The organism is Pseudomonas sp. SIMBA_041 (assembly GCF_046535095.1).
GTDB classification, from domain to species: domain Bacteria; phylum Pseudomonadota; class Gammaproteobacteria; order Pseudomonadales; family Pseudomonadaceae; genus Aquipseudomonas; species Aquipseudomonas mucoides.
In genome coordinates this window covers 1-273 of the sequence record NZ_JAWRXJ010000285.1, presented here as the reverse complement: position 1 = coordinate 273, position 273 = coordinate 1, and the positions used below count along the sequence as shown (strand labels likewise).

Here is a 273-nt window from a genome sequence, read left to right as displayed (position 1 = left end):
ACCGTATCTACTTTTTTGCGGCATTCCTGCCGGTGCTGGTGCTGTTCTTCTTCTTCGGCTACCGCGATGAGGCGCGAAACTTTTCGGTCGTATTTCCCGCCATCGTACTGATTGCTCTACATGGCGCGAACCGGTTCAACGCGATTTTCGGTGAGGATGCGAGCGCGCCCGATGCCGCCCGCATAAACGCCCATCCGCGGTCCGATCTAGCGGTAGTAGCGGGGGCTGCACGGTGAACTGGCTGATCGTTGTCGCAAGTGGTCTTTTCGGTGG

At 58.2% G+C, this 273-nt stretch carries 1 protein-coding gene; it reads left to right on the top strand.

Annotation, left to right across the window (positions count from 1 at the left end; genetic code table 11):
* Positions 1-236 (top strand): hypothetical protein (locus SB725_RS31205; protein WP_410923272.1); only part of this gene is annotated, 236 nt, incomplete at its 5' end.
* Positions 237-273 lie beyond the last annotated feature (37 nt).